This is a genomic window from Mycoplana dimorpha (genome assembly GCF_003046475.1).
In the GTDB taxonomy this organism is placed as follows: domain Bacteria; phylum Pseudomonadota; class Alphaproteobacteria; order Rhizobiales; family Rhizobiaceae; genus Mycoplana; species Mycoplana dimorpha.
This window is the reverse complement of sequence record NZ_PZZZ01000003.1, coordinates 30,233-56,732: the sequence shown is the minus strand read 5'-3', so window position 1 is coordinate 56,732 and position 26,500 is coordinate 30,233. Positions and strand designations below refer to the sequence as shown.

At 65.3% G+C, this 26,500-nt stretch carries 20 protein-coding genes; 14 read left to right on the top strand and 6 right to left on the bottom strand.

Annotated features, from left to right (window positions below; all coding sequences use genetic code 11):
• Positions 1-95 precede the first annotated feature (95 nt).
• The 14 genes from C7449_RS07215 to C7449_RS07150 all read left to right on the top strand — a co-directional run bounded on the left by C7449_RS07215 (position 96) and on the right by C7449_RS07150 (position 14,258).
• A complete protein-coding gene (locus C7449_RS07215; RefSeq protein ID WP_108002135.1) occupies positions 96-1,115 on the top strand; it encodes an aldo/keto reductase in 1,020 nt (339 codons plus the stop codon).
• Positions 1,116-1,142: 27 nt separating this feature from the next.
• Positions 1,143-1,625 carry an RbsD/FucU family protein gene (locus tag C7449_RS07210; protein ID WP_108002134.1) on the top strand — a complete coding sequence of 161 codons (483 nt, stop codon included), beginning with the start codon at positions 1,143-1,145 and terminating at the stop codon, positions 1,623-1,625.
• Positions 1,626-1,812: 187 nt separating this feature from the next.
• Positions 1,813-2,802 (top strand): ABC transporter substrate-binding protein, encoded by a 990-nt coding sequence (locus C7449_RS07205; protein WP_108002133.1) that lies wholly within the window; start codon positions 1,813-1,815, stop codon positions 2,800-2,802.
• A gap of 115 nt (positions 2,803-2,917) precedes the next feature.
• The gene (locus C7449_RS07200; protein WP_108002132.1) at positions 2,918-4,471 is read left to right on the top strand and encodes a sugar ABC transporter ATP-binding protein; all 1,554 of its coding nucleotides are present in this window, start codon (positions 2,918-2,920) and stop codon (positions 4,469-4,471) included.
• A gap of 30 nt (positions 4,472-4,501) precedes the next feature.
• A complete protein-coding gene (locus C7449_RS07195; RefSeq protein ID WP_108002131.1) occupies positions 4,502-5,476 on the top strand; it encodes an ABC transporter permease in 975 nt (324 codons plus the stop codon).
• Between the two features lie 48 nt (positions 5,477-5,524).
• Complete coding sequence (locus C7449_RS07190) at positions 5,525-6,256, top strand: SDR family oxidoreductase (protein ID WP_108002130.1); 732 nt, start codon at positions 5,525-5,527, stop codon at positions 6,254-6,256.
• 171 nt (positions 6,257-6,427) lie between these two features.
• Positions 6,428-7,708: a polyhydroxyalkanoate depolymerase gene (locus C7449_RS07185; RefSeq protein ID WP_108002129.1), complete on the top strand. Its 1,281-nt coding sequence runs from the start codon at positions 6,428-6,430 to the stop codon at positions 7,706-7,708.
• Between the two features lie 140 nt (positions 7,709-7,848).
• A complete protein-coding gene (locus tag C7449_RS07180; protein ID WP_108002128.1) occupies positions 7,849-8,286 on the top strand; it encodes a DUF2852 domain-containing protein in 438 nt (145 codons plus the stop codon).
• A gap of 91 nt (positions 8,287-8,377) precedes the next feature.
• Complete coding sequence (locus C7449_RS07175) at positions 8,378-9,136, top strand: M48 family metallopeptidase (RefSeq protein WP_108002127.1); 759 nt, start codon at positions 8,378-8,380, stop codon at positions 9,134-9,136.
• Between the two features lie 65 nt (positions 9,137-9,201).
• Positions 9,202-9,894, top strand: coding sequence for a phosphoribosylanthranilate isomerase (locus C7449_RS07170; RefSeq protein WP_108002126.1), 693 nt, complete (start codon positions 9,202-9,204; stop codon positions 9,892-9,894).
• Positions 9,891-11,111, top strand: coding sequence for a tryptophan synthase subunit beta (gene trpB, locus C7449_RS07165; RefSeq protein ID WP_108002125.1), 1,221 nt, complete (start codon positions 9,891-9,893; stop codon positions 11,109-11,111). Before C7449_RS07170 ends, trpB begins: the two co-directional genes overlap by 4 nt.
• Position 11,112: 1 nt before the next feature.
• A complete protein-coding gene (trpA, locus tag C7449_RS07160) occupies positions 11,113-11,952 on the top strand; it encodes a tryptophan synthase subunit alpha (RefSeq protein WP_108002124.1) in 840 nt (279 codons plus the stop codon).
• A gap of 38 nt (positions 11,953-11,990) precedes the next feature.
• On the top strand, positions 11,991-12,893 hold the full coding sequence (gene accD / locus C7449_RS07155) for an acetyl-CoA carboxylase, carboxyltransferase subunit beta (protein WP_108002123.1): 903 nt from the start codon (positions 11,991-11,993) through the stop codon (positions 12,891-12,893).
• Positions 12,894-12,914: 21 nt separating this feature from the next.
• Positions 12,915-14,258, top strand: coding sequence for a bifunctional folylpolyglutamate synthase/dihydrofolate synthase (locus tag C7449_RS07150; RefSeq protein WP_108002122.1), 1,344 nt, complete (start codon positions 12,915-12,917; stop codon positions 14,256-14,258).
• 87 nt (positions 14,259-14,345) lie between these two features.
• On the opposite strand, the gene trxA is transcribed toward C7449_RS07150, so the two are convergent.
• The 6 genes from trxA to C7449_RS07120 all read right to left on the bottom strand — a co-directional run bounded on the left by trxA (position 14,346) and on the right by C7449_RS07120 (position 26,248).
• Positions 14,346-14,669: a thioredoxin gene (trxA, locus tag C7449_RS07145; RefSeq protein ID WP_108002121.1), complete on the bottom strand. Its 324-nt coding sequence runs from the start codon at positions 14,667-14,669 to the stop codon at positions 14,346-14,348.
• Between the two features lie 74 nt (positions 14,670-14,743).
• Positions 14,744-18,292, bottom strand: a complete 3,549-nt coding sequence (gene addA, locus C7449_RS07140; RefSeq protein WP_108002120.1) for a double-strand break repair helicase AddA — start codon at positions 18,290-18,292, stop codon at positions 14,744-14,746.
• Positions 18,285-21,479, bottom strand: a complete 3,195-nt coding sequence (gene addB / locus C7449_RS07135) for a double-strand break repair protein AddB (RefSeq protein ID WP_108002119.1) — start codon at positions 21,477-21,479, stop codon at positions 18,285-18,287. The genes addA and addB overlap by 8 nt, the downstream gene beginning before the upstream one ends.
• On the bottom strand, positions 21,476-22,204 hold the full coding sequence (locus C7449_RS07130; RefSeq protein ID WP_108002118.1) for a nucleotidyltransferase family protein: 729 nt from the start codon (positions 22,202-22,204) through the stop codon (positions 21,476-21,478). The genes addB and C7449_RS07130 overlap by 4 nt, the downstream gene beginning before the upstream one ends.
• 14 nt (positions 22,205-22,218) lie before the next feature.
• Entirely contained in the window at positions 22,219-23,718 is a 1,500-nt protein-coding gene (tsaE, locus tag C7449_RS07125) for a tRNA (adenosine(37)-N6)-threonylcarbamoyltransferase complex ATPase subunit type 1 TsaE (protein WP_108002117.1), read from the bottom strand.
• Positions 23,719-23,722: 4 nt separating this feature from the next.
• Positions 23,723-26,248: a sensor histidine kinase gene (locus C7449_RS07120; protein ID WP_108002646.1), complete on the bottom strand. Its 2,526-nt coding sequence runs from the start codon at positions 26,246-26,248 to the stop codon at positions 23,723-23,725.
• Positions 26,249-26,500 lie beyond the last annotated feature (252 nt).

Sequence of the window (26,500 nt, the reverse complement as noted above, 5' to 3'; positions counted from 1 at the left end):
TGACCCTGATCTGTCTGTTGTCGATAAATGACAAAGGCATGCTTGCGGCGCAAGGCGAGGGGCAGTGAGCGCAAGAGGGCCGGTCGGGGAGGAGGATGCGCACGAGGACCATCGGCACGACCGACCTTGCGGTTACCGAATACAGCTTCGGTACGGCTCCGCTCGGAGGCCTTTATCGGGCCTGCCCGCGCCAGACGGCGGTCAACACCCTGAAGGCGGCCTGGGACGAGGGGATCCGCTATTTCGACACCGCACCTTGGTATGGCTTTGGCCGCGCCGAGCGTGTCGTCGGCGATTTTCTGCGCGACAAGCCGAGCAAGGAATGGGTCCTGTCCACGAAAGTCGGGCGGATCATGTTTCCCGTCGCCGACGACCAGGTGCCCAACTACGGTTACGTCGATCCGCTCCCCTTCGACGTGCGCTATGACTACAGCTACGATGGCATCATGCGATCGCTGGAACTGAGCCATGCTCGTCTGGGGCTGAACCGCATCGACATCCTCTACGTCCACGACATCGGGGTCTATACTCACGGGGCCGAGCGCAATGCCTTCCATCTCCGGGCGCTGATGGATTCGGGCCTGAAGGCGCTGGAGGAGCTGAAGTCTGCAGGCACCATCAAGGCCTATGGGCTCGGCGTCAACGAAGTGCCCGTCTGCCTCGAGGTGATGAAGCGGGCGCCGCTCGACTGTATCCTGCTTGCCGGCCGGTATACCTTGCTGGACCGCTCGGCCGTCGCGGAGCTGTTGCCGCTCTGCACGGCGCGCAACACCTCCCTCGTCATCGGCGGTGTCTTCAATTCCGGCATATTGGCGACGGGGCCGGTCGACGGTGCCCACTTCGACTACATGCCGGCGACGGATGACGTGCTCGGCCGGGTGCGGGCGCTGGAGGGACTGGCGCGGAAGAGCGGCGTGCCTCTTGCGGCGGCCGCAATGCAATTTCCGTTGCGGCACCCCGCCGTCGCCTCCGTCCTGCTCGGCACCGCCCAACCGTCGAGCCTGCACCGCAACGCCGGGTTGATGCGATTGCCGGTTCCGGAAACGCTTTATGCAGAGGCCGAGGCTTTCAGTCTCGTCGCGCCGCCGCTCATGGGCGAGGCGGTGCGGCAGTAGAGGTATTCAGATCGGGAGTGCAAGCGCATGTTGAAAGGAATCCATCCCCTGCTCGGTCCCGATCTCCTGCACGCGCTGCGGTCGATGGGGCATGGCGACGACATCGTTATCGCCGACGCGAACTTTCCGGCCACTTCCATGGGCCCGAAGGTGATCCGCGCCGACGGTGTCGACGCCATCGCGATGACCGAGGCCGTCCTGTCGCACATGCCGCTCGACACCTTCGTGCCCGAGTCCGCCTGGCGAATGCAGGTCGTCGACGACCCTGCTGCGGTGCCGCCGGTCTGCGCCGAGTTCCAGAAGGTCGTGTCGCGGCTGGCCGGCAGTTTCGTCGTACACTCGGTCGAACGCTTCGCCTTCTACGATCTGGCGAGGCGCGCGGCCTGTATCGTCGCAACGACGGAGTACCGGCTCTACGGTAACATCATCCTCCGCAAGGGCGTCGTGCATCCGCATGAGGCCTTCCAGGCTGGGCGATCCCCTGAAGGGCAACAAATGGATCCACGTTGACAGAAATCATGAACGAGTGGTTCAGTTGCGTTCACGCAAACACAAGTTGAGCCGGGGACGCTCAGCGAGACAGCTGGAAGCGCATCAGGACAAGGAATGCAATCTTTCGATTTTGATCCATAACGACCGACCGCCTGCGTTCGGCAGATCGGTTTCCCGGAGGAGAACGCACCAGAGAGGAGAAGTTATGCGCATCGCCAAGAAGCTTGTGACACGCCGCTCCTTCACCGCGCTCGCAGGCGCCGCCATGCTAGCGACGATGGCCCCATTCCCATCCTTCGCCCAGACTGTCACGATCCCGATCATCGTCAAGGATACGACCTCATTCTACTGGCAAATCGTTCTGGCCGGCGCTCGCGCGGCCGGCAAGGACCTCAACGTCAACGTCCCGGAACTCGGGGCCCAGTCGGAATCAGACATCAACGGCCAGATCAGCATTCTGGAGAATGCCGTCGCGGGCAGTCCGGCCGCGGTCGTGATCGCACCGACCGAGTTCAAGGCGCTCGGCAAGCCGATCGACGAGGCCGCAAAAGCCGTGCCGATCATCGGCATCGATTCAGCGGCCGATTCCAAGGCATTCACCTCGTTCCTGACGACCGATAACGTCCAAGGCGGCCGCATCGCTGCCGACGGGCTCGCTGCCGCGATCAAGGAAGCGACCGGCAAGGAAGAAGGCGAGGTCGCCATCATCACCAGTCTCCCGGGTGTCGGCTCGCTCGACCAGCGGCGCGAGGGCTTCCTCGACCAGGTCAAGACCAAGTATCCGGGTTTCAAGGTGGTTGCCGACAAGTATGCCGACGGCCAGGCCACGACCGGTCTCAACATGATGACTGACCTGATCACCGCCAACCCCAATCTCGTCGGCGTCTTCGCCTCGAACCTGATCATGGCCCAGGGCGTCGGCCAGGCGATCGCTGAAAACAAGCTCGGCGACAAGATCAAGGTGATCGGCTTCGACAGCGACGACAAGACCGTCGGCTTCCTGAAGGAAGGCGCGCTTGCCGGCCTCGTCGTGCAGGACCCCTATCGCATGGGCTATGACGGGGTGAAGACCGCTCTTGCGGTCTCCAAGGGCGAAAAGGTCGAGACCTTCGTCGACACCGGGGCGAACCTTGTCACCAAGGCCAATATGAACGAGCCAAAGATCGACGCGCTGCTCAATCCGAAGATCAAGTAGAATGTAACGGTCGCGCCGGCATGGCTGGCGCGGCCGCCCTTCGTCGTTGCGCCGGCGCGTGGAGGAGACCCGGAGCATCGCCGAAACGAACGGGTCCACACCGAGGAGGAAGGTCATGACCCTGGAACAGGTTGCCCATCGCCACGACGACAGCAGCGCCAGGCTGACCGAGGCAAATCGTGTTCCGTTGGGCGCGCCCATCCTCGAACTGAAGGGCCTTCAGAAGAATTACGGCTACGTTCAGGCGCTCAAGCCTGCGACGATGACGTTCCTGGCGGGAGAGATCCATGCGATCGTCGGCGAAAACGGCGCCGGCAAGTCGACGCTGATCAAGCTCCTGACCGGCGTCATCCCGCGCACCGCCGGCGAGATAATCTGGTGCGGCCATCCGGTCGCGCTCGCCACGCCCAACGAGGCGATCGCCCGCGGCATCAACGCCGTGCACCAGGAGGTGGTGCTCTGTCCCCACCTCACGGTGGCCGCCAACCTGTTCCTTGGCGACGAGATCAACCGCAATGGGCTGATGCGTAAACGGCAGATGGAGAAGATGGCGCAGGCCGTGCTCGACGATCTCGGGTTCGGCCTGCCGGCGCACGTGCCGCTGGGTTCGCTGACGATCGGCCAGCAGCAGCTCGTCGCCACCGCCCGCGCCGCCATGCGCGGCACGCAGTTTTTGATCTTCGACGAGCCGACCGCCTATTTGACGCGCCAGGAATCGGCGCAGCTGTTCAAGCTGATCCGTCGCCTGCAGAGCGAGGGCGTGACGATCGTCTACATCAGCCATCGCATGGAGGAGGTGTTCGAAATCGCCGACCGGGTCTCGGTGCTGCGCGACGGCACCCATGTCGGCACGCGCAAAATTGCCGAGACGGACGAGAACGAGTTGATTGCGCTGATGATCAATCGCTCGATCGAGCAGATCTACCACAAGGAGAAGATTGCCTTCGGCGAGACCATCCTCGAAACGCGCGGCCTCTCCGGCCCCGGCTTCGAGAATGTCTCGCTGTCCGTGCGGGCCGGCGAGATCGTCGGTCTATACGGGCTCATTGGGGCGGGGCGGAGCGAATTTGCGCTGGGTCTCTACGGCCGCCATCCGGTTTCGGCGGGCGAGGTCCACTGGATGGGCCGGATGGTCGATATCAAGGACGAGCGGGCCGCCATGGAACTGGGCATCGCGCTGGCTCCGGAAAGCCGCCGCGACCAGGGCCTCTGCCTCAATCTGCCGATCGGCCTCAACATCAACCTGCCCATCCTCCGGCGGCTGAGCCACGGCCCGGTGATCGGGCGGGCCGAGGCGGCAAGCAACGCCGACCAGCAGATCCGCGACCTCAGCATCAAGACGCCGAGCCAGCGCGTGCTCGTCTCGTCGATGTCGGGCGGCAACCAGCAGAAGATCGTTATCGGCAAGTGGCTGAGCCACGGCGCTCGGCTCTTCATCTTCGACGAGCCGACGGTCGGGGTCGATGTCGGAACGAAGGCGGAGATCTACCGGCTGTTTGCCAAGCTCTTGAAGGCGGGCGCCGGCATTATCCTGATCTCGTCCTACCTGCCGGAGGTCTACGAGCTGGCAGACCGGTTGCATGTGTTTCGGGCCGGCCACCTGGTCGGCAGCCATGATTTCCATGCCGCCAGCCATGAGGACGTGCTTGCCGAAGCGATCGGCATCTGAGCGACAGGAAGAGCGAAGAGGGAGACGCACATGGCCATCACTTCGACGGAAAGCGCCGCAGCCGCACCACGGCGCGGGATGAACGTCCTCTTCAGTCTGACCCTGATAGGCCTGCTGCTCGCCCTCTGGATCGTACTCGGTTTCGCGACCGCCAGCTTCTGGACCCCGCTGAACATTTCCAACCTGCTGCGGCAGGGCGCGATGACGGCGATCCTCGCAGTCGGACAGACCTTCGTCATCATCACCGCCGGCATCGACCTGTCGGTCGGCGCGATCGTCGGCTTTTCGAGCGTCATCCTGGCTTGGCTGCTGCAGGCCGGAGTGCCACTCTGGATTGCAATTGCGGCGACGCTGCTTCTGGGCGTTGCGATCGGCGCGTTTCATGGCTTCGGTATTGTCCGGATGGGCCTGCCGCCGTTCATCATCACGCTTGCGACGCTCACGGCGTTGCGCGGCATCGGCCTCCTGATCACCAACGGCTCAACCATTTCGATCACCAACGAGGCGTTCACTAACTTCGCGCGCGCCGATTTTCTCGGCATCCCCAGCCTTTTCTGGATGGTCATTCTGATTGCGGTGCCGGCCTACGTCTTCCTGCATCTCAGCCGCTGGGGCCGTTATCTCTTCGCCGTCGGTTCCAACAGCGAGGCGGCGCGCCTGTCAGGGGTCAACGTCACCCGCACGATCTACACGGCTTATATCCTGTCGGCCACCTGCGCGGCCTTCGTCGGCGTCCTGCTCGCCTCCCGCATCGGCATCGGCAACGCGACGCAGGCGGAAGGGTGGGAACTGCAGGCGATCGCCTCCTCGGTTATCGGCGGCACCAGCCTGTTCGGCGCGATCGGTTCGGTCCACGGCCCGCTGATCGGCGCCTTCATCCTCGCCACCATCAACAACGGCGCGAACCTCCTAAACGTCAACTCGTTCTGGCAGCGCATCATTACCGGCGTGCTGATCATCGTGATCGTCTATTTCGACCAGTTGCGGCGGCGCAGCAGCCGCTGACCAACAGCGGCCGCATAGCAATAGAAATCCAAGGGCAAGGATGAGGGAATGACTGCAAATCTGACAGGAAAGACCGCGCTCGTGACGGCGGCGGGGCAGGGGATCGGCCGCGCCTCGGCCTTGGCCTACAAGCGGGCCGGCGCGAGCGTCATCGCCACCGACATCAACGCCGAAACGCTCGGTACGCTGGCTGCCGAGGGAATTTCCACGCGGTTGCTGGACGTGCTGGACGCCAAGGCCGTGACGGAAGTCGCCGCCCAAATCGGTCCGGTCGACATCCTGTTCAACTGCGCCGGCGTCGTCCATGGTGGCTCGGTGCTGGAGTTGAATGACGATGATCTGGACTTCGCCTGGGACCTCAACGTCCGGTCGATGGTGCGCACCATCCGTGCAGTGCTGCCAGGCATGCTGGCCCGCGGCGGCGGCGCCATCGTCAACATGTCTTCGGTGGCGAGCAGCGTCAAGGGCGTGCCGAACCGCTTCGCGTATTCGGTGACCAAGGCTGCCGTGATCGGGCTGACGAAGTCGGTCGCGGCCGACTATGTCGGCCAGGGCATCCGCTGCAACGCCATCTGCCCGGGAACCGTGGAAAGCCCGTCGTTGCAGGAGCGCATGCGCGCCGGCGGTGATTACGAGGCGGCCCGTGCCGCCTTCATCGCCCGCCAGCCGATGGGGCGGATCGGCACACCGGAGGAGATCGCCGACCTCGCCGTATACCTCTCCGGCGCGACCTACACCACCGGGCAGGCCTACATCATCGACGGTGGCTGGACAGGCTGAGCGTCTTTCGATCGGCCGCTGCGGCGCCGCTTCCGCCGTTCATTGCCGCGCAGTTCTGTTGCCCTGCAGCGAAAACCTGATAGTGTGTTAGCACCTGCAAAAGGCCAAGAAATGCCTCTTGCCCGGCGCGGCGGCCGGGTGGCCTTGGAATTCACGAGAGGTGATTCCCGAATGTACTATCAGCTGTATGAGTTCAATCATGCGATGTTGGCGCCGTGGCGTGCCGTCGCCGATCAGATGCGGCTCGCCTATCGCAATCCGCTCAATCCGATCTCCCACACCTATCTCGGCAGGACGATGGCGGCGGGGCTGGAGGTACTCGAGCGCGTCACCCGCCGCTATGGCAAGCCGTCATTCGGGCTGCACGAAACCGTGGTCGACGGCGAAGATGTATCCGTCCACGAGAAGATCGTCTGGCAGTTGCCGTTCTGCAATCTCGTCCATTTCGAACGCTGCCTGCCGGCCGCCCACCGCCGCGACCCGAAGATCCTCATGGTGGCGCCGATGTCCGGCCACTATGCAACGCTGCTGCGCGGCACCGTGGAAGCGATGCTGCCGCACGCCGAGATTTACATAACCGACTGGGTCGACGCGCGGATGGTGCCGCTCTCGGAAGGGTCCTTCGATCTCGACGATTTCATCGACTACGTCATCCAGATGCTGCATGCGATCGGCCCGGACACGCATGTGATCGCCGTCTGCCAACCGGCGGTGCCGGTGCTGGCGGCCGTCTCGCTAATGGAGGAGGACAGGGATCCGCTCGCCCCGTCATCGATGACGCTGATGGGCGGGCCGATCGATACACGCGTCAATCCGACCGCCGTCAACCGGCTTGCGGAGGAGCGTCCGATCGACTGGTTCCGCGACAATGTCATCATGCCGGTGCCGTGGCCGCAGCCGGGCTTCATGCGCATGGTCTACCCGGGGTTCCTGCAGCTCTCCGGCTTCATGTCGATGAACCTCGACCGTCACCTCGTGGCACACCGCGAGTTCTTTGAACACCTGGTCAAGAACGACGGCGATGCGGCCGAAAAGCACCGCGATTTTTACGACGAGTATCTCGCGGTCATGGACATGACCGCCGAGTTCTACCTGCAGACGGTCGAGACGGTGTTCATGCAGCACGCCCTTCCGAAGGGTGAGATGATGCACCGCGGCCGGCGCGTCGACACGACGGCAATCCGCAACGTGGCGCTTCTGACCGTCGAGGGCGAGAACGACGACATATCCGGCGTTGGACAGACCCGAGCGGCGCAGAAGATCTGCACCAATATCCCCGCGAGCATGCGGATGCACTACATGCAGCCGGATGTCGGCCACTACGGCGTCTTCAACGGCTCCCGATTCCGCCGCGAGATCGCTCCGCGCATCCTTTCCTTCATCGCCGAACACGGCCGCGGCGAGAAGGCCGTGCAAGGCGTCATAAAGCGCGGCAAGGCCCGTACCACCTAGTTGGCAGCCGAATTTTCGCGGAGCTTTCAGGCGCTTGTCCGATTCCCCCGGGTGGCGCCTTGAAGCAGCATAGCGGTCTTACCACATCGAAATCATCGGGCGCCATTGTGGCGATCCGCCGAATGTGAGGAAGATTGCAAATGAACCAGTCTGCATTCTTGCGTCCTGACTGGACGCCTGCGACCATCGCGCTGATGGTGCTGGGCTTTATGGTCTTCTGGCCCCTGGGCCTGGCCATGCTCGCCTACATCGTGTTCGGCGAACGGTTGAAGAGCTTCAAGAAAGATGCCAACGACGCCGCGGACGGCTTCTTCGCCTCCTGCCGCGGACGCTCTCGTGGCTTTCGCGGTTTCCGCGGTCCCGGGTTCGGCTCGGGCAACGTCGCCTTCGACGAATGGCGCGAAGCCGAACTGAACCGTATCGAGGAAGAGCGCCGCAAGCTCGACGAGATGCGCGAGGAGTTCGAAACCTACGTGCGTGAGCTGCGCAGGGCCAAGGACAGGGAAGAGTTCGATCGCTTCATGCGGGAGCGCCGTTCCGGCAACGGTGGCCCGGTGCAGGAAATGCCGAGTGCTTGAACGATAGCTCTGTCGATCGGTTGTGCCGGCGCCTCGCGGCGCCGGTTTGTTGTGTTCAAAGCCCGGCGCGAATCGGATAGTGAAAGGCGTGATGTTCCGCTCCGTCCTCAAACCTCGCCAGAACCCCGGGCCATCTTCTCCGGAGACCAGGCAGGTCGAGGTGAACGGCAAGAGCGTGCCCTTGACGATCCGTCGCAACGCCCAGGCGACGCGCCTGACGCTTCGGATCGAGCCCGGCGGCCGCGCGTTGCGGATGACGGTGCCGAGCGGCCTGTCCGAGCGCGAGATCCGCGATTTCCTCGATCGCCACCATCCTTGGCTGATGACGAAGCTGGCGCGGTTTTCGACACGCAGTGCGCTGTCGCACGGCAACCACATCTTCATCCGCGGTGTCGCCCATCGCATCGAGGAGACCGGCAGGTTGCGCGGCCTGACCGAGACACTGATGGTTGACGGGGAGGCGGTTATCCATGTCAGCGGCCTGCCCGAGCACGTGCCGCGGCGCATCAGCGACTATCTGAAGAAAGAGGCTCGCAGGGACCTGGAGGAGCGGGTCGCCGTGCACGCGGCGAAGGTCGGCCGAAAAGTCCGATCGCTGACGCTCCGCGACACCCGCAGCCGCTGGGGATCGTGCTCCGCGGACGGTGCGCTCAGCTTTTCCTGGCGCATCGTCATGGCGCCGCCCTTTGTGATAGACTATCTCGCCGCCCACGAAGTCGCGCATTTGCGCGAAATGAACCACGGCCCTGCCTTTTGGAGTCTGTGTGGGGAGTTGTGCGCGCGTGTCGACGAGGCCAAGCATTGGTTGAAGCGCAATGGCACGATGCTGCATGCCCTCGACTTCGACTGAATGCGATGTCCAGAGCGGGATGGACACCCTCGACTCTTGAACGAATTCATGCGAGGTCCATCGCCATGAAGACCAGTGCCGGAACGAACATCGACGTCAAGATCTGCGGTCTGAGGACAGCAGAGGCCGTGCAGCGCGCCCTCGATCTCGGCGCCACCCATGTAGGCTTTATCTTTTTCGGAAAGAGCCCGCGCAACATCGACCCGGCGGATGCCGCCGAACTCGCAGAACTGGCGCGCGGCCGGGCGAAGGTGGTCGCCGTGACGGTCAATGCCGACAATGACGATCTCGATGAAATCGTCGCGCTTCTGCGGCCGGACATGCTGCAGCTGCACGGAAGTGAAAGCCCCGAGCGGGTGCTGACGGTCAAGGCTATGTACGGCCTCCCGATCATCAAGGCCTTTTCGGTCCGCGAGGCGGGCGACCTTGCCCGGATCGACGCCTATGTTGGCATCGCCGATCGGTTCCTGTTCGATGCCAAGCCGCCGGCCGGCTCCGATCTGCCCGGCGGCAATGGCGTCTCCTTCGACTGGACGCTCATGCATGCGCTTGACGGCGGCGTCGATTACATGCTTTCCGGTGGACTGAACAAGGACAACGTCGGCGAGGCGATCGCGATGACGCGGGCGGCCGGCATCGATGTTTCGTCCGGGGTCGAAAGCGCACCGGGCGTCAAGGATATCACCCGGATGGAAGAATTCTTCGAGGCGGTGCGGCGGGCAACCGATCGGGCCTCGGCCGCAGGGAGCACGATGTGAAGCAGTCAACCAATCTGAATTCGTTTCGCGGCGGTCCCGACGAGGACGGTCGCTTCGGCATCTACGGCGGCCGCTTCGTCGCCGAGACGCTGATGCCGCTGATCCTGGACCTGCAGGAGAAGTGGAACGAGGCGAAGACGGATCCGGAATTCCAGCGTGAACTGGCCGATCTCGGCACCCATTACATCGGCAGGCCGTCGCCGCTCTACTTCGCCGAACGCCTGACGCAGCACCTCGGCGGCGCCAAGATCTATTTCAAGCGCGAGGAGCTGAACCACACCGGTTCGCACAAGATCAACAATTGCATCGGCCAGATCTTGCTTGCCAAGCGCATGGGCAAGACGCGGATCATCGCCGAGACCGGCGCCGGCCAGCATGGCGTCGCCTCCGCCACCGTCGCGGCGCGCTTCGGTCTGCCCTGCGTCGTCTACATGGGCGCCACCGACGTCGAGCGTCAGGCCCCCAACGTCTTCCGGATGAAGCTGCTCGGCGCCGAGGTCAAGCCGGTCACCGCCGGCCACGGCACGCTGAAGGATGCGATGAACGAGGCGCTGCGCGACTGGGTCACGAATGTCGACGACACGTATTACCTGATCGGCACCGCCGCAGGGCCGCACCCCTATCCCGAGATGGTGCGCGACTTCCAGGCGGTGATCGGCCGTGAAGCACGCGAGCAGATCCTTGCCGCCGAGGGCCGGCTTCCGGACGTCGTCATTGCCGCCGTCGGCGGCGGCTCCAATGCCATCGGCATCTTCCACCCCTTCCTGGATGACAAGGACGTCAGGATCGTCGGCGTTGAGGCCGGCGGCAAGGGGCTCGAGGGCGAGGAGCATTGCGCCTCGATCACGGCCGGCTCGCCGGGCGTGCTGCACGGCAACCGCACCTATCTGCTGCAGGACGGCGACGGCCAGATCAAAGAAGGCCATTCGATCTCGGCCGGCCTGGACTATCCGGGCATCGGCCCGGAACATTCCTGGCTCAACGACATCGGTCGCGCCGAGTACGTTCCGATCATGGACCACGAGGCGCTCGAAGCATTCCAGCTGCTGACCCGCGTCGAAGGCATCATCCCGGCGCTCGAGCCGAGCCACGCGCTCGCCGAGGTGATCAAGCGGGCGCCGAAGATGGGCAAGGACGAAATCATCCTGATGAATCTCTCCGGCCGTGGCGACAAGGACATCTTCACCGTCGGCAAGATTCTCGGCATGGAGCTTTAAGATGACCGCGCGCATGGACAAACGCTTTGCCAATCTCGCAGCCGAGGGCCGCCCGGCGCTGGTGACGTATTTCATGGGCGGCGATCCCGATTATGCCAGCTCGCTCGCCATCATGAAGGCGTTGCCGAAGGCTGGCGCGGACGTGATCGAGCTCGGCATGCCGTTCTCCGATCCCATGGCCGACGGACCGGCAATTCAGCTGGCGGGCCAGCGCTCGTTGAAGGGCGGGCAGACGCTGGCGAAAACGCTGCAGATGGCCCGCGACTTCCGTCTCGAGGACGCCAACACCCCGATCGTGCTGATGGGCTACTACAACCCGATCTATATTTATGGTGTCGACAGGTTTCTCACGGACGCGCTGGAGGCCGGCATCGACGGCTTGATCGTCGTCGACCTGCCGCCGGAAATGGATGACGAGCTCTGCATTCCGGCACTCGAGCGGGGGATCAACTTCATCCGCCTGGCTACGCCGACGACCGACGCGAAGCGGCTTCCGAAGGTGCTGAAAAACACCTCGGGCTTCGTCTACTACGTTTCCATGAACGGCATCACCGGGTCGGCCCTGCCCGATCCTGCGCTCATCGGCGGTTCGGTGCGGCGCATCAAGGAACACACCCCGCTTCCCGTCTGCGTCGGCTTCGGCGTAAAGACGGCAGAGCACGCGCGTGCCATCGGCGCCTCGGCGGACGGCGTCGTGGTCGGCAGCGCGATCGTCAACCAGATCGCCTCCAGCCTGACGGCTGAAGGCGCCGCCACCGAAGCGACCGTCGCCGGCGTCGAGGCGCTGGTGCGCAGCCTGGCATCAGGCGTGCGCAGCGCCCGGCTTGCTGCGGCGGAATAAATCCCCACATTGGGGCGAGAGATTCAGGAGTAACCTCAGTGAACTGGATTACAAACTACGTTCGGCCGAAGATCAATTCGATGCTGGGCCGCAGGGAAGTTCCGGAGAACCTCTGGATCAAGTGCCCGGAAACCGGTGAAATGGTTTTCCATCGTGATCTCGAAGAGAACAAGTGGGTCATCCCGGCCTCCGGCTATCACATGAAAATGCCGGCCAAGGCGCGCCTGAAGGACCTGTTCGATGACGGGGTCTACGAGGCGCTGCCGCAGCCGAAAGTGGCACAGGATCCGCTGAAATTCCGGGATTCGAAGAAATATGTCGACCGTCTCAAGGACAGCCGCATCAAGACGGACCAGGAAGACACGATCCTGGCTGGCGTCGGCCGCGTTCGTGGCCTGAAGCTGGTGGCGGTCGTCCATGAGTTCAATTTCATGGGCGGATCGCTTGGAATTGCCGCAGGCGAGGCGATCATCCGGGCCTTCGAGCGCGCCATTGCAGAGAAATGCCCGCTCGTGATGTTCCCGGCCTCCGGCGGCGCGCGCATGCAGGAGGGGATTCTGTCCTTGATGCAGCTGCCGCGCACGACTGTCGCCGTGGAGATGCTGAAGGAGGCCGGCCTGCCCTACATCGTCGTCCTGACCAATCCCACGACCGGCGGCGTCACCGCGTCCTATGCCATGCTCGGCGACATCCACCTGGCCGAGCCCGGCGCGGAGATTTGCTTTGCCGGAAAGCGGGTGATTGAGCAGACGATCCGCGAGAAGCTGCCGGAAGGCTTCCAGACGTCGGAGTATCTGCTGGAGCACGGCATGATCGACATGGTGGTGAAGCGCCATGACATCCCCGACACGCTTGCGCGCCTGCTGAACATTCTGACCAAGAAGCCGGTGACCGAAGCTGCCAAGACAGACGGCGTTGTCGCCATTGCCGCAAGCGCCTGACGCAGGCAGACGGGGGAGGCGATGGAGGCGGCTGCCACGACCGAAGCAGGACGGGAGATCGAGAAACTGCTCGCCCTTCATCCCAAGGGCTTCGATCTTTCACTGGACCGGATCAGCCGACTGCTGTCCGCCCTCGGTGATCCGCATAAGCGCCTGCCGCCGGTGATCCATGTGGCCGGCACGAATGGCAAGGGATCGGTGACGGCCTTCAGCCGCGCGATCCTCGAGGCCGCCGGCCTGTCGGTCCATGTCCACACCTCGCCGCACCTCGTCAACTGGCACGAGCGCTACCGCCTTGGGCGCAAGGGCGGACGAGGCGCGTTCGTTTCCGATCCGGTGCTCGCCGACGCGGTGCGCCGTGTTGCCGATGCCAACGGCGGCCAGATGATCACCGTCTTCGAGATACTGACGGCCGTGACCTTCCTGCTCTTTGCCGAGCACCCGGCCGACGTTGCGATCATTGAGGTCGGGCTCGGCGGCCGCTTCGATGCGACCAACGTCATCGAGCGGCCCGCTGTTTCGGTCATAATGCCGATCTCCCTCGACCACCAGGCCTATCTGGGTGACCGGGTCGAACTGATCGCCGCCGAGAAGGCCGGCATCATGAAGAGGGGGGCCCCGGTCGTCATCGGCCATCAGGAGGAGGATGCGGCGCGCGCCGTCTTGGTGGAAACGGCCGAGCGCCTGTCCTGCCCTTACACCGTCTACGGCCAGGACTATCTGGCCTACCAAGAATTCGGACGGATGGTTTATCAGGACGAGTTCGGCCTGTTCGACCTGCCGGCCCCGAAGCTTCCCGGTCGCCATCAGTTCGCAAATGCCGCAGCGGCGATCCGCGCGATCAAGGCGAGCGGCCTTCCGGTGACCGAGCACGCCATCGAGCGCGGCCTCGCCTCGGTGGAATGGCCGGGACGACTGCAGCGCCTGCCGGTCGGGGCCCTCGCCAAGGTGGCCCCCGCATCTTCCGAGATCTGGGTGGATGGCGGGCACAATCCCGCTGCCGGCGTGGTGATCGCCGAAACGATGGCCAATTTCGAGGATCGGGACCCGCGGCCGCTGTTTCTCGTCACCGGCATGATCAACACCAAGGACGCGGTCGGCTATTTCGACGCCTTCCGCGGCATTGCCGAGCGGGTCTTCACCGTGCCGATCCGCGGCTCGGATGCGGGCATCGACCCGGCCGTGCTGGCAAGCGATGCAATGGAAGCCGGCCTTACGGCGGCGCCCGTCTCGACGGTGGCCGAAGCCTTGCAGGCGATCGGACGGATCGTCGAGGAAGACACTGTTGCGCCGCGTATCCTGATCGGCGGCTCGCTATATCTCGTCGGGGATGTGCTGGCGGACAACGGCACGCCGCCCACCTGATTTCTTCGCTGGTTGCTTCGGATTCACGTGAAACAAAAAAGGCCCGGACATGCCGGGCCTTTTTCGTAAGCAATCGAGGGTTTGACCTCAGGCCGCGGCCGACGAAATCCAGGACGACAACGCCGTTTTCGGCGCTGCGCCGACCTTGATGTCGGCGACCTGGCCGCCCTTGAACATGGCAAGGGTGGGAATCGAACGCACGCCGAACTGGGCGGCGAGTTCCGGGTTCTCGTCGATGTTGAGCTTTACAACCTTCACCTTGCCGGCGAGCTCTGCGGAGATCTCCTCCAGCGCCGGGGCGATCATCTTGCACGGTCCGCACCATTCGGCCCAGAAATCAACCACGACAGGCTCGGCAGCGTTGAGAACTTCGGCCTGGAAATTGGAATTGTCGACTTTCACGGTAGCCATGAGGGGGCTGCTCCTTGGAAATTGCGGTTGCAGTTCATGTGATGGGCGGCCGGCCCATTTCAATGACCGGTATCTCACTTTGTCGCGAGGTCGGCAAGGCTGGAGGCAATCGCCGCCTCGTCGAGCCAGAATACCGACGGTGCTTCGGTATAGACCAGGCCACAGCGAATCGACCGGCCGAGATAGAGCGGCGCGAGGATCGTCCGGTAGATCGCAAGCTGCGCGACGTGCTCGGAGGGGATATCTGCGGGGACAGCAGGCGGCTGCCGGTTCGTCTTGAAATCGACGATTTCGACGCTGTCGTCGGTGACGACCATCCGGTCGATCCGTCCTGATACCGCATAGTCGGTACGGCCCAGGCGCAGCGTGCCCATGATCGACACCTCGGCACGGGCGGCGGGCGAAAAGATCGCGGCCAGCGACGGGTCCACCATGATCGACAGGGCGGCGGCGACGAGCGCATCCCGCTCCCGGCCCGACCAGTGCCGTGTCGCCCGCTCCAGATAGCGCTGCCCGGCACTCCGGCGCTCCGCTGCGGGCATCGAGGGCAGGACCTGGAGGAACCGGTGCAGGATGCGCCCACGCTCGAGCGATCGCGCCGAGCCAGACCCCGTCCCGGTCCTGGTCGCGAACAGGGCGGAGCCGACGACAAGATCGGATTGCGAGCTGTCGATAACGGCCGCGGCGCCGGAGGGGCTGAGCGGGCGGGGCAGGCGGCGCTGCGGCGGCACGGCCCGGCCGAGTGCCGCCGGCAGAGCTGGTCTCGGTGCTTCGGGCCGCTCTTCAACGGCCGTGGGCGCCTCGGGCCGAGCATTCGGCTCCCGCCAGCGGCAGCCCGACCACTCCTCTTCCCCTGCGGTGAACGACACCTCGCTGCAGCGCGGGTCGTCGCGAAGACCCAGCCGCACCATCTCATGCCAGGTACCCTTGCTTTCCCTCTTGCCGCGATACCCGCAGACGATCAGCCGGTCGGCGGCCCGCGTCATCGCCACGTAGAGGAGCCGACGGTACTCCTCTTCCGCTTGGATGCGGATGCGCTCGGCGTCCGCATCGCTCAAGGCATTGCCGAGCGCCTTGGCCGGCAGCCAGGCCGGGAGCGGGTCGCCGCCGGCAGCCGTCAGGAACCGCAGTTTCGGCAGGTGCGTGTGGGTGAAGGGCGCGCCGCCCCCGTCCACGAGGAAGACGACGGGCGCCTCGAGGCCCTTTGCGGCGTGAACCGTCATGATGCGGACCTCGTCGCGGCCCTTGTCCTGTTCGCGCTTGACAGTGGGCGCTTCTAACTCGAGCGTCGAAATGAAGGCCTGCAGCCCCGGCAGCCCGTTTTCTTCGTGCTCCAGCGCGAACGACAGGAATTCGTCGATGATTTCGCCGGCCTCCCGTCCGAGACGCGCGAGGAAGGCGGCCCGGCCGCCGAGCTTGCCGATCACGCGGGCATAGAAATCATGGACCGGCAGGTCCCGGGCGAGTGTTGCAAATGTTTCGAGCCGGCTCACTATCGCCGCCAGCACCTCGTTCTCCGCCCCAAGCATGCGAAGGTGCTGCCACAGGCTCGTGCGCTCGGGCCGACGGGCCGCAAGATCGAGAAGCGTCTCCTCCGATATGCCGAACAGCGGACTTTTCAAAAGGGCGGCAAGCGACAGATCGTCCTCGGGCAGCAGGACGAAACGCCCGAGCGCCATCAGGTCCTGAACGGCGATGTGGCCGGTCAGCACCAGCCGGTCGGCGCCGGCGACGGGAATGTCGTGCTGCTGCTTCAGCGCGCGGGTCAGGGCGTTGACGAAGGCGTCGCGCTTGCGCACCAGCACGATCACGTCGCCCGGCCGCATGGGGCGGACAACGCCCTTCTCCCTGACGGATTCCTTGCCGATCCAGGCGGCAAGCGTGCCGGCGATACGCCGGGCAAGGATGTTCACCGGCGACTTTTCCGGCACGGCGTCGAACGGTGCCGTCCAGTCGTCTTCGTCGACCGTCTCCGTCGGCGCGATCACGTCCCAGACGTCGACGGCGCCCGGTTCGTGACCGCGGTTGGAGGCGTGGACGATCTGGTCGTTATCGGGTGAAAGCCCGCGCGCATTGTCGGCGATGGAAAAGACCCGATCGACCGCCGACAGCACGTCGCGGGTGGAGCGGAAGGACAGCAGCAGCCGGATCGGATGGAACGACGCGCCGGCGTCGCCGGCGCGTCGTTCCGTTTGTCGTCCCTCGGCTGCGAAGCGCTCCGGCCGTGCACCCTGGAAGGAATAGATCGACTGCTTTTCGTCGCCGACGGCAAAGACGGTGCGGGCGGCCGCGCGGGCCGAGGCGCCGGCGAAGAATTCTCCGGTCAGCGCCCCGATGATCTCCCATTGGCGCGGGCTCGTGTCCTGCGCCTCGTCGACGAGCACATGGTCGATGCCCCGGTCGAGCTTGTAGTGGACCCAGGCGCCAACGTCCGAGCGTGTCAGCAACGTCGCGGCACGGTCGATCAGGTCGTCAAAGTCCAGCAGGCTGCGGCCGCGCTTCAGGTCCTCGTAGTCCCCGATCAGGCGTTCGGCGATGACCAGGGCGGCGCGCGTCGCCTCGAACATGCGATAGCGCCGGAGCCGGTCCTCGCAGGCGATCACATGGGCTTGCAGGTCGGCAAAGAAGGATTCGAACGCCGGCTCCTTCACCTCCTTGGACAGGAAGGCGCGATCGAGGCTGGCAGGCGCGCCGCCACCGTTGAAGAACAGGCCGCAGAGAAGGCTGCGCCGGCGCTCCGCCTCGCGCTCCTCCGGCACCGAGGCAAGGATGGGTGCATTCGCCTTGACCGTATTGCTGCCGACGGAGAGCGCCGCCTCGATATAGCGGCCGAACGTCTCCGGCGCGAAGCCGGGCGGCGGCCAGAACGCCTCGATGAGGGCGTCCGCATCCTCATCCGCAGCAAATCCGAGCCTCGCGCGAAGGAAGGCTGCCGTACCGCCATGGCCGGCGGCCTGCTCGACGAAGGCGCGGATGGCGCCGCGATTGGCGACGATGTCCTCGATCAGCCGTTCGAGACCCGTGTCGTCGGCGATGTCGAGAACGGTTGCAAAGGCTTCCGCCAGCGCCGGGTCGTCCTCCGCCGAGGTGGCGGTCAGCAGCGACCGGCGGGCGTCGGCCAGGAGCACCGCTGCGGCGCGGTCGTCCAGGACGGAGAAATGGCCAGCAACGTTCGCCTCGAGCGGGAACTGGTGCAGCAGCGCTTCGCAAAAGGCGTGGATCGTCTGGATTTTCAGCCCGCCCGGTGTTTCAAGCGCGCGCGCAAACAGGCGGCGCGCCTCCTGAAGCTTCAGCCGATCCGGGGTTTTCCCTTCGATCCGCTCGACCCGGACCGCCAGCTCTTCGTCCGACAGCACCGCCCACTCGGCGAGGCGCTCGAACACGCGGTTCGACATTTCCGAGGCTGCGGCCTTAGTGTAGGTCAGGCAAAGGATGGCCGAGGGGCGGCAGCCGGCCAGAAGCAGCCGAATCACCCGCTGCGTCAGCACATGCGTCTTGCCCGATCCTGCATTGGCCGATACCCAGGCCGAGCCGGACGGATCCGAGGCAGCCGCCTGCTTGCGGCTCGTCCAGCTCAGCCAGGCGCCGGGATCGTCGGCGTGGGGCCGGTCGTCCTTAATCATCGCCGTCTCCTTCGGCTGCTTCCGCAGTCGACCATTCCGCAACCCGTGCGAGGTGGTCGTATTCGCCGCCAAAGTCCCGTTCCGCCGCCGGAATGACCCGGGAAGCAAAGCCGTAGCGTCCGGACAGCAACTGCGTCAGCAGCTTCTCCAGTTCCCCGAGCGCCTCGTCGGCGAGATCCTCCGCCGAGTTGGCCGGGCGGTCTTTCGCCGGCTTTGAATATTCGTTGTTGACGTTTTCCGGCTTGAAGCGTTCGCCCGGCTTCAGGCGGACATAGGTCAGGTCGGCCGGTGCGATCGCCGGCAGGTCGCGGAAGGCTCCACGCTTGAGGGCTGCGGCCTCCAGCGCCAGCTGCGGGTCGAGGAGCGCGCGTGCGACGCTGACGGACGGCGAACTGCCGGTCTTGTAGTCGATCAGGTCGGCGCGGCCGTCCGAGCGCAGGTCGATCCGGTCGGCAACCCCTGTGAGGCGCATTCCCGGTATGTTGAGATCGAGCGAGGCACGCACTTCGGTCAGGCTCTTTTCCAGGCTGGCGCGCCGCTTCTCATCCCAATCCAGAAAGCTGTCTGCGACCGCCTTGAAGCGCGGCCGCCAGACGGCGTCGACGTGCAGCGGCAGCGCCATGACGTCGAATTCTTCCGCGATGATGCGCTCCATAAGCGCGGCATCGCTGCCGTCGCTGGTCCGTTCGCGCACGAAGCGGTCCACAATCCGGTGATAGAGCGTGCCGCGCTCGGCAGCACTCGGATCGACATTGAACGGTGCCACCGGATGCAGTCGCAGGATTCGCCGTGCATAGACAGCGTAGGGGTCACGGCGCAGCCGTCCCACCTCGCTAAAGGAATAGCTGCGTGGCTGCAATTCGGCCGGCGGACGCGGTTCCGGTCGCCTGGTCACCGGCAGCGGCGGGCCCTGATCGAGCAGGCCGGCCCAATGCAGTAGCTCCGAACCGCGGCGCCTGAGATCGCTGGCGAGCGTCTCGCCGCCAACCGCAAGCAGCCGCTGCAGCCAGCGCGACGCCACCGTTGGTGAAGTGCCGCTGCGCATGGCGCGGGTCAGCACCAGCTTTTTCGCCGCGCAGGCCATCTGGAAGTCGTGTGCCAGCTGACCGATGCGGCGCTCGGGCGGCTCGAGACCGATGTTGGCCTTCATCACGCGCGACAGGAAGGCGTCGTTGGTCGTCTGTCCCGGCCAGGTCCCCTCGTTCAGGCCGCCGATGACGACCGTCCCGACCTCCTGCAGGCGCGCCTCCAGCGCCCCAAAGATGAATACGCGGGGATGGCGCATGGAGCGCGGCTTGACCGCTTCGCTGGCGCCGAGCGCCACGAGCACGTCGCACCATTGCGCCCCGTCCGCCTCCAGTTGACCCTCGGCCTCGATCACGCCCTTCAGCAGCGACGCCAGCCCGTCGCCCGCTTCGCCCGACCAGAGCCCGGCCAGATTGCCGCGTTCGTCGGCGGCGATCGCCTCCAGGGCGCGGCCGGTGCGCTCGGCCCAGTCGGAAAGGGAGCGCGCCGTGGTGAAGCGCCGGCCGGTGCGGCCGTGGCGCACCAGCGCTCCTGCCAGCGGCTCGACGGCGTCCGCGATACGTCGGGCGAGTTCGCGGGCCGGCGCGACGGCGTCAGCTGGGATCGCTTCGCGCCAGGCGGGCGGCTTTACGTCCGCGGCATGACGGGCCAGCGCCTCCTCGAGCAGCGGTTCCAGCGCCGAAATGTCAACCTCCGTCGTTCCGCCGCGAAGCGCAAGAAGCTCTAGCGCGGTCGCGGCGCCACGCACCGTTTCGGCCGGCAGTCCGAACAGCGCGAGCGGATGCTTCAGCAGTGCGACCAGGGCAACGGGATCGCCGGGACGCAGTGTCGCCTCCAGCAGCAGCCGCACAAGTTCGCCCTGCGGCGTCGACAACAGCGGCGTGCCGGCGGAATCGTCGGCGTCAATGCCGAACCGGGAGAGCTCGGCGGTGACGCGCCGCGCAAGCTTGCGGTCGGGGGTGATCAACGCCGCCTGGCTCTCCTCGTCGGCTTCGAGCGCAAGGCGAAGCGCGATCGCGATCGCCGTCGCTTCCTCGCGCTCGTTCGCCGCCTCTACCAGCGCGACGTCGACGAAGGCCGCGCAAAGCTGGTCGGCGTTCAGGTCCTGCTTTTGCTCTTCCCAGCCGGCGGTGGCGTGTACCGGCAGCAGCGCCCGTGACAGCACGCCGCCCCGGGAGACCAGTTCCTGTACCGGCTCACCAAGCTGTACGATCTCGCTTCGCGCCAGACCGAGCCGTTGGAGTAGCCGGCACAAGCCGTATTGCGGGTGGCTGCGGTTGGCGGCCTCCTGAGAAGGCTGGTCCGATTGCGGGTCGTGCGTGATGAGCCGCCACGCCTCTTCGGACATCGAAAAATCGAGACCGGGAAGGACGACCGCACCGTTCGGCATCGCCGCCACCGCCTCTATCAGCCGGGCGGTGGCCGGAATGGAGCCGGTCGACCCGGCGATGATCACGGGTCCGGTCGACACCGTGGTCCGGTAGCGCTGGGCCTCGGCGTCCAAGGTGGCATTGCGGCGGATCGAGGGGGACGAGCGGTTCAGCTCCTCCAGGCGTCGCGGCCAGAATTCGCTGGCAATGCCGAGAAAGGCGAGCGTCAGCTGCCACCACTGGGCGTGGTCGCTGGCGTCGATCGCGTCGAGCGCCCGCCAGTCGCATCCCTCGGTCTCCATGGCGTCGATGAGATCGGCGAGTTCGCGGGCGAGCCAGATGGCGTCGGCCGGACTCGCCGGTGCCACGAGCGGGCTTTCGGCATGGACGGCGGTGATCGCCGCCGGAAGGCTGTTGCGCCAGGCAAGAACGAGGCGGGCCAGTTCCAGCAGGCGCGCCGGGCCGGCAAGCGGCTCGGCCATGTCGAGCGCCGCAGGCGCCGCCTCATCGAAGAAGCCGCTGTCGTCGTCGGTTTCGCCGAGCGGGCGAATAACGGGAAGGATGGCCGAGCAGCCACCGAGCAGGTCGACGAACTCGGATCGCAACGTTCGCGCCGAGCGGCGCGTCGGAACGTACACGGTCAGGTCGGCGAGCGAGAGCGGGTCCGCAGGATCGTAGCGGAACCCGTCAATGACCGTGCCGTCGCAGATTGCCTCCGCGAGCGTCCGCAGGAACGGTGCGCCCAGCCGGATCGAAAAGACGTTCCCGGCCGATGCCGTCCGCTCGCTCATGCGGCGCCAGCCTGCTTGCCGACCACCGCCTCGGCCGCGGCGATCGCCTCCGGCGTGCCGACCGTGATCCAGTGGCCGTCGAGCATCAGTCCGTGGAGCCGGCCGGCTGCGATGGAACGGTCGAAGTAGACATTGAGATTGAAGGGCCCGTCCGGCGCATCGGCAAGGAGCGCCGGCAGCATTGCCATGGCGCCCGCATAGACGACCGGCGTGCCTTGACCGGGCACGTAGCGGGACAGCCGGCCGCCCTGCATCGAGAAGTCTATCTTGCCGTTGTGGCCCGTGGTCTGTTCGAGCCGGACGCAGAGCATCGCCATGTCCATGCGGGCCGGGTCGAAGAAGGTGGCGAGACGGCGCAGGTTGCTTTCTTCGCCCTCGCGCTCGCCGACCCAGAAGAGGTCGGCATTAAGGACGAAGACCGGGTCGGGGCCGAGCAGTTTCAGCCCCCTGGCAAGGCCGCCGCCGGAATTCATCAGCGCGGCGGTCTCGTCGGAGATCAGGATTTGCGGGTGGTCGCGACGCGCGAGATGATCGATCATCTGCTCGGCGAAGTGATGGACGTTGACCACCGCGCGCTGTACGCCGGCGGCGGCAAGGGCGTCGAGACCGTAGTCGATCATCGGCTTTCCGGCGATCGGCACCAGCGGCTTCGGCATCGTGTTCGTCACGGGCCGCAGGCGGGTTCCGAGCCCCGCCGCCAGCACCATGGCACTCTCGATCTGCATCGATGGTATCCGTCCTATGATTCGTCGGACAGGACTCCAGCCTTTCCGCACCAGTCGCGCAAGGGGGCGAGACTGGGATGACCGAGTGCAATGCGCAGGTTTTCCAAGGTTCTCGGCATATGCCGCATATAGGCCGGCTTGCCGTCGCGTTGCAACAGCCGGACCCAGATCCCGGCAAGCTTGCAATTCCGTTGCGCCGCCATGATGTGCCAGGCCTCGAGGAAAGCGTCACGATCGAAGGCGCCCGAGCCGGCACGCAGCGTCAGGTAGTGCTCCATCATCCGCGCGGAAAGGTCAGCCGGAATGTCGACGCGCGCGTCCTGCACCAGCGAGGCCACGTCGTAGGCTGTGGGACCGATCATGGCATCCTGGAAGTCGATGATGCCGATGCGTCCGATGTCGGTGGCGTCTGGCCGCCAGATGATGTTGGGCGAGTGGAAGTCGCGCAACAGCAGGTTCTTTTCCGCCGCGGCGAGCCTTGCGATGAGGGCGCTCCAGATCGCGCGGTACTCGGCGCGCAGGCCTTCATCCGTCTTCCTGCCGGCCTTCCAGGGCAGGTACCAGTCGGTGAGCAGGCTCACCTCGATCTGCATAGCGTCGTGATCGAAATCGGGGATATGGTAGTCGGAACCGTCGCCGACCGGGATCGTCGCCTGTGCAGGCTGCCCGTGCAACTTGGCGAGAGCGGCGACACTTTCCAGATACCGCTCGGCGATCGGCCGCCCATGGCTGTCGAGGATGCCGTCTTGCCCCAGATCCTCGAGCAGGAGGATACCGCGGTCGAGATCCTGATGAAACACGACGGGCGCCGCAAAGCCGCGGCTGCCGAGATGCGCCGCGATGGCGACAAAGGGACGGACGTCTTCGGCGATATGGGCGATCTGCTGGTAGTACTTGCCGTTTGCAAGAATCGGCCCTGGCGGGTGGCGTGGCGAATCCATCAGCACGAGGCGCTGGCCGCCGGCATGGATATGTTCATAAGCGCGGGCCGATGCGTCGCCGGTCAGATGCCGCCGGCGCGCGTCAGCAAGCCCGGCATCGGCAAGAAAAGCACGGATATCGAGCGTGCGGCGGACGCGCGCGGCGATCCCCTCGGGAGCGTCGATCTCGACACGCCGTCCGGTTGCCTCGTGCAGGAAACGCAGCGTCAGGCGTTCGGCCGGCAGGGCGTCGTCGGCCCGCTCCGGCCATTCCACCAGGCAGACGCCGCCCTCCAGCGCCTCGTCGAGGCCGAGTTCGTCGAGTTCGGCGGAATCGGCAATGCGGTAGAGGTCAAAATGGGCGATCGGAATACGCAGCGCATAGCTTTGCACCAGCGTGAAGGTCGGGCTCGGCACCTCAAGGAACTCGTCGTCGGCGACGGCGCGGATCAGCGCCCGCGCAAAGGTCGACTTGCCGGCACCGAGGTCGCCGGAAAGGGCGATCAGGTCACCGGCCCTGATGGCCCGGGCGATGTCCTCGCCGAAGCGGATGGTCTCTGCCTCGTCGGCGAGATGGATGGTGCCGACCAGCATGGCCCTATTCCGCGGCAACGATCGCCGGCATCGGTCCCGATGGGATGCGGCAGGTGACGCGTGTTCCCTCACCCTCGCGGCTGTCGATCGTCACGGTGCCGTTGTGGAGGCTGACGAAGCTTTCGACGATGGAAAGACCGAGCCCGGCGCCGCCGCGACGGCCGTGGCTTTCGAAACGGTTGAAGACGGTGCGAAGCATGTCCTTCGGAATTCCGGGGCCGTTGTCGGAAACCGAGAACAGCAGGTCCTGCCCGTCGCGCCAGCATTTCAGTTCGACCGAAGAGCCTTCCGGGGCGAAGTTTGCCGCATTCGTCAGCAGCTTGACCACGATCTGCTTGAGCCGATGATAATCTGCAACGATCGTCCCGAGAGGGGAGGGCGCTGCGATTTCGAGGGTCACGCGGCTTTCCTGCAGCCGGTCGGCGAATTCCATCGCAACGTCGTCGAGGAGGCCGGAAAGATCGATATCGCTAAGATCCAGTTGCATGATGCCGGCGTCGACGGTGGCAAGGTCGAGAATGTCGTTGACGATCGTCAGCAGCAAGGCCGACGAGGTCGCGATATGATCGACATACTCGGCCTGTCGTTCGCTCAGCATGCCGATCGTCGGCGTCTTGAGGAGATCGGCAAAGCCGATGATGTTCGTCAGCGGCGAGCGCAGCTCATAGGATACGTGCTGGACGAAATCGTTCTTCAGCGCGTCGGCCTTGCGCAGCGCCTCATTCTTCTCGGTCAGGGCCCGTTCCACCCGCACGCTGTCCGTGATGTTGACGAAGGTCAGCATCGTCTGGGCATTGGAGAGCGGGGTCACGGCGAAATCGAGCACCAGGCCGGTATTGAGCTCGAGGACGCCCCGGTAGGACGGGCGCTCGTCGTCGAAGCTGGTGATGATGTGCCCGAACCGCTTCCAGCCGTCTGCGCCGTCGTAGGACGGTCCGCAGGCCTGTTCGATGGCGCGGATATGGGTCCCCGGCTGCGCCTGCGTCTCGGTGATGCCCCACAGCGCCCGGAAGGCCGGGTTCGACAGGCGGATGCGCCCGTCCGGCCCGAACACGGCAACGCCCTCCGAAAGGTGGTCGATCGTCTCGTCCTGGACCTGCACGAGCGTGTTGTAGCGCGTTTCCAGATCGACCCGCTCGGTCAGGTTCTCGAATACCCAGGTGGCGCCGCCCTGGGGGCGTGCCGTCGCGAACACCTTCAGCGTCTGGCCGTTCGGCAGGTGCCAGAGGTCGGTCTGCGTGTCGATGGCGCGGTAGACGGAAAGAGCGTTCTCTTTCCATTGCCGCCAGTTGAGTTGCTCAGGGAGCTTCGCGGCCGCTCTCAGCCGATCGAGCATCTCGCCGTGATCCGGATTGCCTTCGAGGAACGCGGTGTCGAGGTCCCAGAGGCGCTGGAAGGCCTGGTTGTAGAACTGCAGGCGCTGTGCACCATCGAAGATGGCGACGGGCGTTGCCAGATGGTCGAGCGTCTCGGCATGACTCTTCAGCGTCCGCTGCAGTTCTTCGCGAACGCCTTCGATGTCCGACACGTCGAGCGCCATGCCGGCGGATCCTGCCGGGCAACGCGCATCGACGACCTCGAAGAAGCTGCGCATGCCGCGCACGACCGTCGAGACCTTGTCGCGGAACGGCGTGTCGAAGGTGCTGGTGCTGCTGATTTTTTCGCGCGTGATCGCCGGCAGGAGCTCCCGCCCCTCGCGCACTGCCTCCTGCGCATCACGGGCCTCAACGGCTTCGCCATAGGCGGCATTGGCCCAGACGAGCGTGCCTTCCCTCGAGCGTTGCCAGACCGGCAGATCGAGTGAATCGAGCAGGTTCTGCAGCACGCTCAACGATTGCAACAGCCGATCGCGCTCGAGCTGCAGTTCGGCCGCTTCCCGCCGTAGGTTGTTGAGCGCCACGAAACGGACGAAGGCCTGGCCGCCGGCCACGCCGCCTTGCACTTCCATGATCTCGTTGCGGGTTGTTTCGATAATGAGATCGAAGCTCTGCGCCTGAGACCGCAGCGCTTCGATCGCCCGCTCCAGCGCCGATGCCGAGCCCGGGGTCAGCCAGCGGCCCAGCGCGAGGAACTCGCTGTCGGCAAGTGGTGCGCCGGTTTCCGGCGGCAGATGTCCGATAACCTCCGGCTTCTGCGACATGCCGTCCCACACGATGATGCGCCGGTTCTTGTCGCTGATCAGCGCCTGCAGGCGGGCATTCCGGTGCCGGGCGTCGGACACCGTGGCGCGCAACACGCGGTTCTCCTCTTCCAGCCTTGCGCGCTGTCGGATCATCCAGATGGCGGAAAAGAGTGCGGCGGCCACGACCCCGAGAAGCACCGCGAAGCTGATGACCTCGGAGGAGCCGAGCATACGCGCCGCCGGTTCGCCGTCGAGGGCATTAGCGGGACCGGCGAAGGCGGAAAGGGCGGTACCGGCCGCGAGCCACCGCAATCGCCGCCGGTGGTGGCGCCTCGCGGATGCGATCGTCGCCAGGATCGACCATACAGGTCCGGCGATATTCAACGACGCCCGTTTCAGTTCCGACATCATCCCCGGTATGTCTCCGTCCATTTGCCGCTTGATCGACAAGACATCCCATGTCCGGCGCCCGCGCACGGCCTCCCCAAACTGAACCCGGGAGGCTGGCGGCGGATGCATGGCTCGGGAGCGCCCCTCCTTCAGTGCAAGGGACGTGCGGCGCTCCATGTCCGCATCTCGGCGTCGAATCAACGAGATAACCATACTTCTTTAGGGAATCTGCGAAAAGCCACGCTGGCAAAAAAGAAGCCGCGCCCTTGT

Excerpts from the sequence above, each read along its gene's own strand:
- addA (WP_108002120.1), bottom strand. The coding sequence starts at position 18,292 with ATGATTAAGGACGACCGGCCCCACGCCGACGATCCCGGCGCCTGGCTG.
- C7449_RS07175 (WP_108002127.1), top strand. The coding sequence starts at position 8,378 with ATGTTCCGCTCCGTCCTCAAACCTCGCCAGAACCCCGGGCCATCTTCT.
- trxA (WP_108002121.1), bottom strand. The coding sequence starts at position 14,669 with ATGGCTACCGTGAAAGTCGACAATTCCAATTTCCAGGCCGAAGTTCTC.
- C7449_RS07215 (WP_108002135.1), top strand. The coding sequence starts at position 96 with ATGCGCACGAGGACCATCGGCACGACCGACCTTGCGGTTACCGAATAC.
- trpA (WP_108002124.1), top strand. The coding sequence starts at position 11,113 with ATGACCGCGCGCATGGACAAACGCTTTGCCAATCTCGCAGCCGAGGGC.
- tsaE (WP_108002117.1), bottom strand. The coding sequence starts at position 23,718 with ATGCTGGTCGGCACCATCCATCTCGCCGACGAGGCAGAGACCATCCGC.
- C7449_RS07190 (WP_108002130.1), top strand. The coding sequence starts at position 5,525 with ATGACTGCAAATCTGACAGGAAAGACCGCGCTCGTGACGGCGGCGGGG.
- C7449_RS07210 (WP_108002134.1), top strand. The coding sequence starts at position 1,143 with ATGTTGAAAGGAATCCATCCCCTGCTCGGTCCCGATCTCCTGCACGCG.
- C7449_RS07195 (WP_108002131.1), top strand. The coding sequence starts at position 4,502 with ATGGCCATCACTTCGACGGAAAGCGCCGCAGCCGCACCACGGCGCGGG.
- C7449_RS07130 (WP_108002118.1), bottom strand. The coding sequence starts at position 22,204 with ATGCAGATCGAGAGTGCCATGGTGCTGGCGGCGGGGCTCGGAACCCGC.
- C7449_RS07200 (WP_108002132.1), top strand. The coding sequence starts at position 2,918 with ATGACCCTGGAACAGGTTGCCCATCGCCACGACGACAGCAGCGCCAGG.
- C7449_RS07170 (WP_108002126.1), top strand. The coding sequence starts at position 9,202 with ATGAAGACCAGTGCCGGAACGAACATCGACGTCAAGATCTGCGGTCTG.
- C7449_RS07150 (WP_108002122.1), top strand. The coding sequence starts at position 12,915 with ATGGAGGCGGCTGCCACGACCGAAGCAGGACGGGAGATCGAGAAACTG.
- C7449_RS07185 (WP_108002129.1), top strand. The coding sequence starts at position 6,428 with ATGTACTATCAGCTGTATGAGTTCAATCATGCGATGTTGGCGCCGTGG.
- C7449_RS07205 (WP_108002133.1), top strand. The coding sequence starts at position 1,813 with ATGCGCATCGCCAAGAAGCTTGTGACACGCCGCTCCTTCACCGCGCTC.
- C7449_RS07180 (WP_108002128.1), top strand. The coding sequence starts at position 7,849 with ATGAACCAGTCTGCATTCTTGCGTCCTGACTGGACGCCTGCGACCATC.
- C7449_RS07120 (WP_108002646.1), bottom strand. The coding sequence starts at position 26,248 with ATGTCGGAACTGAAACGGGCGTCGTTGAATATCGCCGGACCTGTATGG.
- addB (WP_108002119.1), bottom strand. The coding sequence starts at position 21,479 with ATGAGCGAGCGGACGGCATCGGCCGGGAACGTCTTTTCGATCCGGCTG.